This is a genomic window from Saccharospirillum impatiens DSM 12546, from assembly GCF_000423605.1.
Classification (GTDB): Bacteria; Pseudomonadota; Gammaproteobacteria; order Pseudomonadales; family Natronospirillaceae; genus Saccharospirillum; species Saccharospirillum impatiens.
This window is the reverse complement of sequence record NZ_AUIH01000089.1, coordinates 1-6544: the sequence shown is the minus strand read 5'-3', so window position 1 is coordinate 6544 and position 6544 is coordinate 1. Positions and strand designations below refer to the sequence as shown.

General features: G+C 43.7%; 9 protein-coding genes. All 9 read right to left on the bottom strand.

Translation table 11 applies throughout. The annotated features are described in order from the left end of the window. Positions 1 to 1122: 1122 nt before the first annotated feature. Positions 1123 to 1530: an SRPBCC family protein gene (locus G565_RS0119865; RefSeq protein ID WP_028672387.1), complete on the bottom strand. Its 408-nt coding sequence runs from the start codon at positions 1528 to 1530 to the stop codon at positions 1123 to 1125. A 114-nt stretch (positions 1531 to 1644) separates the two neighbouring features. Continuing rightward, on the bottom strand, positions 1645 to 1992 hold the full coding sequence (locus G565_RS0119860) for a hypothetical protein (protein WP_028672386.1): 348 nt from the start codon (positions 1990 to 1992) through the stop codon (positions 1645 to 1647). Between the two features lie 89 nt (positions 1993 to 2081). Next, the gene (locus G565_RS25120; protein WP_037340558.1) at positions 2082 to 2534 is read right to left on the bottom strand and encodes a DUF6998 domain-containing protein; all 453 of its coding nucleotides are present in this window, start codon (positions 2532 to 2534) and stop codon (positions 2082 to 2084) included. A gap of 132 nt (positions 2535 to 2666) precedes the next feature. Continuing rightward, entirely contained in the window at positions 2667 to 3302 is a 636-nt protein-coding gene (locus G565_RS0119850) for a tetratricopeptide repeat protein (protein WP_028672385.1), read from the bottom strand. Between the two features lie 96 nt (positions 3303 to 3398). Continuing rightward, positions 3399 to 4094, bottom strand: coding sequence for a hypothetical protein (locus G565_RS0119845; protein WP_028672384.1), 696 nt, complete (start codon positions 4092 to 4094; stop codon positions 3399 to 3401). Positions 4095 to 4176: 82 nt separating this feature from the next. Continuing rightward, positions 4177 to 4665, bottom strand: a complete 489-nt coding sequence (locus G565_RS0119840) for a hypothetical protein (protein WP_028672383.1) — start codon at positions 4663 to 4665, stop codon at positions 4177 to 4179. Positions 4666 to 4693: 28 nt separating this feature from the next. After that, entirely contained in the window at positions 4694 to 5884 is a 1191-nt protein-coding gene (locus G565_RS26200; RefSeq protein ID WP_051208314.1) for a HEPN/Toprim-associated domain-containing protein, read from the bottom strand. Positions 5885 to 5929: 45 nt separating this feature from the next. After that, positions 5930 to 6214 carry a hypothetical protein gene (locus tag G565_RS0119830; protein WP_028672382.1) on the bottom strand — a complete coding sequence of 95 codons (285 nt, stop codon included), beginning with the start codon at positions 6212 to 6214 and terminating at the stop codon, positions 5930 to 5932. Between the two features lie 37 nt (positions 6215 to 6251). Beyond that, the coding region (locus tag G565_RS25110) for a transposase (protein WP_037340554.1) at positions 6252 to 6544 on the bottom strand (293 nt) is incomplete at its 5' end.

Below are 6544 nucleotides of genomic sequence, written 5' to 3'. Positions count from 1 at the left end.
AGGAAACAGTCTGCCAAAAAGCAGGCGTCATAGGTTCAGCGCAACCGGCCAAGTTAATTGTCGCTGAACCGGCCAAGATAGTTGACGCGCTACAACTACTGGCTTGATAAGTTGAGTTCCAGCAGCCACTTCCTGATCAAGTACAGTATCGGCCTCTGACTTGCTTCCAGCATTGTGCCCCAGCGCAATGCCAGACCAGCCGACCTGGCTGGTGTTGGCTAATCCAATGTCCTTAGCCAACTCCTCATGAGGGTAGAGTGCTAACGAGTTTCCTTCCAGGCTAAAAAGGTATTATGCCACCGTAAAAGTCGTACTTTGGCTGGCCAAACCCTGTCCTGTAGAGTTGAGCTGCCCTCCCCGAGCCTCCCACAGCCAAACAGGGCTGGCTTCGGGTTTTACGACATCCCTGCAAATGTTGAACGAAAAATCGGCTCTCACGTGCCCACTTTTCACGACTTGTTAATGCACTCCCTTAATCGGTAACGATAAATTGGAGACCTGTAAAGATCATCAATCTTCACAATCATCTCTGGCTGGCAAGACGGCAATGCAAAATTATTGCTTATTAAATAGCCATCGTTGTTTGGTTCCTCGGTTAGCTTTCTTTTAACTTCACACATGCCCTCTGTATGTAAATAACATACCAGTACTTCTGCACTGGTTAGATCTGCCTGCAAAAAATTCTTTCGATAAATAGCCAAATTGTCTAGCCTAAATACAGTCTTAACTATGACCGACACTAGCCATGGAACAAACGAAATCTCGTACCCAACTATCTTACAATGAGGGTATTTTTTAGCCAATGGTATAACAAGGCCTCCCCAGCCACTGCCGAGGTCATAGAAAGGGCCACTCCAGGAATCGTCTATCATTTTCATAATGGCGTTTCGGGCTTTCGTGGAACTCGGCATAGGTGATATGCCGACTCTAAACGTGCTCCAAACGATAGAAGTACCAATAACCAATGTAACTGCTATCAGAAAAAAATCTAATACATACAAATGAGCACTCTCTCACGATGATGACGGATAGATAACTCAATGCTGACCAACAACTAACGTCGCGCACTGCGGCTAACTGGAATACAGATGACGATTTGCCAAACAGAAGTGTTCCATTAACTCATTTTTTTTCAACATGCTGTTTGAAATTATTGAGAATACTTTGCCAGCCTTGTTTTTGTTGTTCCGCAGAATTTTCATCTTCTACATCGAACGTTTCGATGACCCGAACACTATTGGCAGTTTCAACGAACTCGATTATTACTATTCGGTTATCGTCTAGCTTGAAGTGAATGTTTTCAAATGGCTCAACCCTGGTAAATGTGCCTTCAAAATCGAAGCCCATAGAACCGATTTTTTCTTCCATTCGGTAACTAAACTTCCCACCTACTTCCAGGTCGACCTTTGCTCTAGGGCAGCACCACTCATCTGTAGCAAAATTCCAGCATGCGATATCTTCAGGCGTTACCCATGCATTCCAGACTACCGTTAGTGGGGCTTTTACTTCTGTTTCAATGCTGATTTTCATATCTACCTCATGATCTTTAAAATTGTGGCAACTAACATAGTGTGCTGGTGCAAGCGAAAACGAGTCACTAGCAACAAATTGTTAGGATACTCAACATAAAACCATATCATGAAATTAATACACCGCAGATCGAATTACGTGCCAAACACCGTTTTTCTTATAGACACCCATTTCTATCACTGCATCCCTTTTCTCATAAACTCCTTTCCATACGGTCCTATGCACATCCAAATCATCAATTTTTTGATTTCGCAATGACCCTAAGAATTCGTAGCCAGTATGCTTACCATTCTCTTCATGCATATTCTTTATGTCATTCCTAAACACATCTTGTGTAAACCCAGAAAGGTACTTTTCTTCAAAGCGTTTTATATACAGGTCGAAATTGGCTGTATCATCTGCCTTAAGCATTTCTTTCAAGTATTTCTCGGCAACTACTAACTCTTCAGACTGCTCTTTCATATCTATTTTCTCCTAACGCCACACAGCATGGGCGGCTTTGTAATGGAGGCTTAGCCGCAATGGAAAAGACGTCGCCATGACTGTGATAGTTAGGCTTGATTCTGCTTCGCAGAAGCAGCCATAAGTCGACGGGCCTTTGAAATATCCAACTCGTACTTGCCTACGTGATCATAGTAACGTGCAGCATCGACCGCTGGTCCAACTGGACCGTAGTAGACGACAGAAAGCTCTCCACTTCGATACTGGATAATCATTAAGTCATCAACCTTGTCGATCGTTGCCTTGCCAATGGGGACAAATCCTGCGGCCTGTGCCGTAGTCTTGACACTAATCTTCCGGCCATTGCGGCAGATGACATCGAAACCGTGTTGGTTGGCAAGATGAGCTAGTGTCCCTTCAACCTGAAGCGCGCAATAGAACTCACCAAGACGACCGATCAGGTGGCGAACTTCTGTTGGCTTCACGCCGAACTCCATGATTTCAAGATGAACAAGCTCCAGATACTTATCATAGAGCTGTTGAACACGGTCAATGGTGATCATCAATCTAGCCTAACGCTTTTGTTCAGCGGCGCCCTTTTTGCAGCGAAGCGGCGAAAAGGGCGTCCGGTGGAGGGCCGTCAGGCCCGGAACGAACTGCAACAATTTGTTAGGCATCAACCGACTGCAGTGGATTTATTCCGACTTCTTGGCGAGACGCTCCGCAAACCATTGATAGTGTTTTGAGTTTTCAACAGGTACATTTTTCAGTGCCGCCCTCAGAACACGCAGCTCATTTTCCTGGTCTTTCCGCTTTGAATACAGAATAGCCAGCCTACGGTATGTAAAGGGAGTATCTACTCCCTGTTCCAGAAGCTTTTCATATTCCAGAAGGGCTTCCTCGACTTTCCCCTCCTTTTCCAGGGCTTGGCCACGCATATTGCCATCTGCCGCTTCCCGATAATTGGCTTGTTTGAATTCCCGCTCCAACGTGCTGATAGTCTGTTCAACGTCCGAAAGCTGATCGATTTTGATCCAAGGGTTTTCTTTTACTAGGCCCTTTAACTCATCCAACCTTTCTTTGGCCAAATCTAAGCGTGAAATCTTGGTATCAGCATTTTTTGAGTCATTGGCGATTTGGAGAGACTCGTTGATGATTTCAACTAGCCGCTGGGCAGACGAAGCAGCTATCTGTTGGGTTACATCGAGCTGAGGTTCGTGGGCGGAGCGCGGCTTGGTAACTGTTTGAGAGCTGCCAGCCTTCGATTTGAACGACCATATCAGTACGAACACCAGAACCACGACAATGATCAGAACAACTAAACCTTCCACTCATTACTCCATATTGCCTAACGCCAGCCATAAGCGGCGCCCTTGAAAGGGCGTCCGGTGGAGGGCCATCGGCCCGGAACAACCTTAATGGCCTTGTTAGGCATTGATGCCGGGTAACTTACCAGTCAAAGCGGCCCAAACTAAGCCACTCAATATGGAGCTAACCACCAGACAAACCCTCATTTTGAAAATACTCATAGCGTTATAAAGTCTGAACCAAAATCCAACTCCATTTGGGCTAGCCGCCGAATACGAAAATTGCCGTAACGAGGCCAAATGGGCGAAAAACGCTGCCAGAGCAATGGCGATAGCTGCAGTGAAGTTATGCAGAACAAGATCTTTCCCATAACCATTCAAACCACGCCAAAAGTCCGTGAATGTGGTCTGTTGGGATAGCTGAATAACATCACTGGGAGCATGCTCTCGAGACAACATTGACAACCCAAATAAGCCGAGAGCAATAAAGACACTACCAAAAAAACGTAACACATCTTTCTTTGCCGTCTCTCCCCGAAAAATAAGTAATACTAAAGCTGTCGCAGACAAAGCAGCTGACGAAATAGTTAGGATGTTGAGATAATAGTAGACTTGATCAATATGACTAAAAAACCACCAGATCAGGGCTGCTAAGCCAGCTACAGCACCAAACCCCAGAGGAATAATTTCATCTCCATTCGAGCCCTGGACATTATTGTTATGGTTATGATGATTATTGGTGACATTATTCTGAGTGTTATTGTTGCCAAACTGGTTATTGCCACCGTTAACCGTCATATTTTCGAACTTGCTCAAACTATTCCTCTCCATGTTTAGATTTATGATTGCCTAACGTTTACAGCATGCGCGAGTTTACGAGTCGCTGTGCCTGTACTTGTTAACTGTTGATTCCAAGTATCTTGGAAATAGCTTTTTGCTTAGCATCTTCATCATTCATTCCTTCCATTACATATTCACTCGCAAGCGTTTCGATACGCTGAGATACGATTTCTTTAGCTTCATCCTCTGTGCATGAATTTTCACTCATAGTTTTATTAAGCAATTGAAGGCTTTTTTCTGCCATAATTTTTGTAAGCTCTGCGAAATCACTTGTGTTGTTCGGATCAAACGTCTTTTCTCCAAGCTCCTTTATTCTCGCTTGCTTTCGACGTTCGATTTCCTGCTCAACCTCTTGCGCTTTTCTGCTATGTTCTTCGGACTTTTGAAAGTTCCCGGCTTTAGCTTGTGCCGAAGCAGCATAAAGTAACTTCCCGTGCATTCGCTCAAGCTTGTCATTAGACCAACTTGTGACTGGGCGATTGTTATCAATACCTCCGAAAAACATGATGATCACAACGACTACAACGATTCCGATAATAATTTCCATATGCTTCCCCTAGCAGTTAACGCCGCGTTCACCGGCTTGTCCGGTGCAACGCTTTGTTAGCAGAAATTTGAGTGCATTCCAAAACAATCTGATCAAGGATTTCTAGCAGCTTTCTATAGTCGTAGTCAGCTTTTTTCTCAGACTGCTTCAAAAATTGTTTTTTGTACCGATCTTTTGCCACAAGTGATCCCTGATATTTCGATGTATCTTCTCGATAGTTTGTCCATCTAACTTTCGCTGCCTCCCCTAGATCTAAATAGCACTCAATCGATGCTGCGCTCCCGTTTATGTTTGCAAGGGCTTCTCCATGCGGACCTATAGTCGGAAACTCTTGAAACTGAGCGAGATCTGGAAGTTTCATTATTTGCATGTTCTTTGGCAGGTTAAGGGTTAAACATCGACTCATTGCTTGTACTCCCTCAACGTCGTTATCAAAAATCACTAAAATGTCATTTTCAATACCTATACTGCTAAGGCCCTTTACAAAATTAAATAGGTTACCAGTCCCAGTAAAAGGATAACCGTCTTCCATGTCGACGAAGTAGAAAAAATCTTTTATATGTGGTTTAAGTAAATCAATTGCTTTTCTGAGAATTTTAGAATCAGAGCTTCCCTCAGTAACTATCAGAAACCTTCTGCTAGTTCCATGGGTAATATGATCTCGTTCAATCCAGCCGTTTCTTACTACTCCATCAAAATCCCATATCACTGGCAACTCTATATTTGCTGGATTTTCAGCCAATACCCTCAATTGTGAATATGGACTAAAATTTTCTAATAGAGCGCTCAAATCCCAATGATTAATTGAAAACCTCAAGTCTCTCGTCGAGCGCACTATCTCCTGAATGTGTTCTGGTGCGAATACTCCAGGTCTAGGATTTTCCCTATATTCATTTGATACTTTACTAACATCTGCGTTTCTTAAAATATTTAATACTTCGTGAAAGCTCAGAGGTAGAGGGTCATCATCTGAGAACGGAGAAGGGTTACTATGTTCGTTCTCTGCGAGCTCAAGGGTGTACCCCATAAGTTCAAGTCTATCTTTGATCAGCCCAAGGGAAAGCTCATACCACTCTTCCGGCCGACCTCCTTCATCACCATCAACCAATTTTGACTTAAGACAATCTGCTTGGAAAAGGTCGTTGTGGCTCAATAAAAATTCGTTCTTACTCCAAGCTACTTCCAGTTCACCTAAACAGAGACTAGCTATTGTTCCCATTTATCAGACTACCTTTAATGACGATTCTGCCTTACTGCTAACGCCTCAATCAGCCGCCGCGTCAGCGGTCGACTGGATTGACTTGTTATGCCATGACGAAAGCCTATTGAACCCGTTCATAAATTTTGAGTTATCTATATTGTACGTTAAAAATTGGTATTCAATTTTGGCTGATTTTTTTTGGCCGTAAAGCTTCAAAACATCTTCTCTTGCAAATACAATGAAAGCCTCCAGACACTCTCTATACTGACTGTTATTATTTTCACCATAAGCTGCCATCATTTTTTTGAAAGAATTGATGGCTTCGGGACTTCCGTACAACCAGATCATATCAAATTTTGGGCTCTTCGTAAAACTCTGTGGAACCCTATGGCAGCATATCCAGCTTCCCACAGTGAAACAGTATGCTCGTTCTAAAGCCTTCGAAAGAACGATAACCTCGAGCATTGGACTTTACCGTCTGAATCTTTGAGTTTAATCCCTCGGCGACGGCATTGCTGATCCGGTGATCGAAGTAATTCAACAAGCCATTTTTATGCGCTTTTAGCATTCTGGCCACTTTCTTGATGGGCTCCAAACGGCAACGAATAGCCCAGCTGTACCACTTCTCAAAATAGCGTTTCGCCCAACCTTTACTGTGGTAGTCCCAAAAGGGTCGGA

Excerpts from the sequence above, each read along its gene's own strand:
- G565_RS0119830 (WP_028672382.1), bottom strand. The coding sequence starts at position 6,214 with ATGATCTGGTTGTACGGAAGTCCCGAAGCCATCAATTCTTTCAAAAAA.
- G565_RS0119840 (WP_028672383.1), bottom strand. The coding sequence starts at position 4,665 with ATGGAAATTATTATCGGAATCGTTGTAGTCGTTGTGATCATCATGTTT.
- G565_RS0119860 (WP_028672386.1), bottom strand. The coding sequence starts at position 1,992 with ATGAAAGAGCAGTCTGAAGAGTTAGTAGTTGCCGAGAAATACTTGAAA.
- G565_RS0119865 (WP_028672387.1), bottom strand. The coding sequence starts at position 1,530 with ATGAAAATCAGCATTGAAACAGAAGTAAAAGCCCCACTAACGGTAGTC.
- G565_RS25120 (WP_037340558.1), bottom strand. The coding sequence starts at position 2,534 with ATGATCACCATTGACCGTGTTCAACAGCTCTATGATAAGTATCTGGAG.
- G565_RS26200 (WP_051208314.1), bottom strand. The coding sequence starts at position 5,884 with ATGGGAACAATAGCTAGTCTCTGTTTAGGTGAACTGGAAGTAGCTTGG.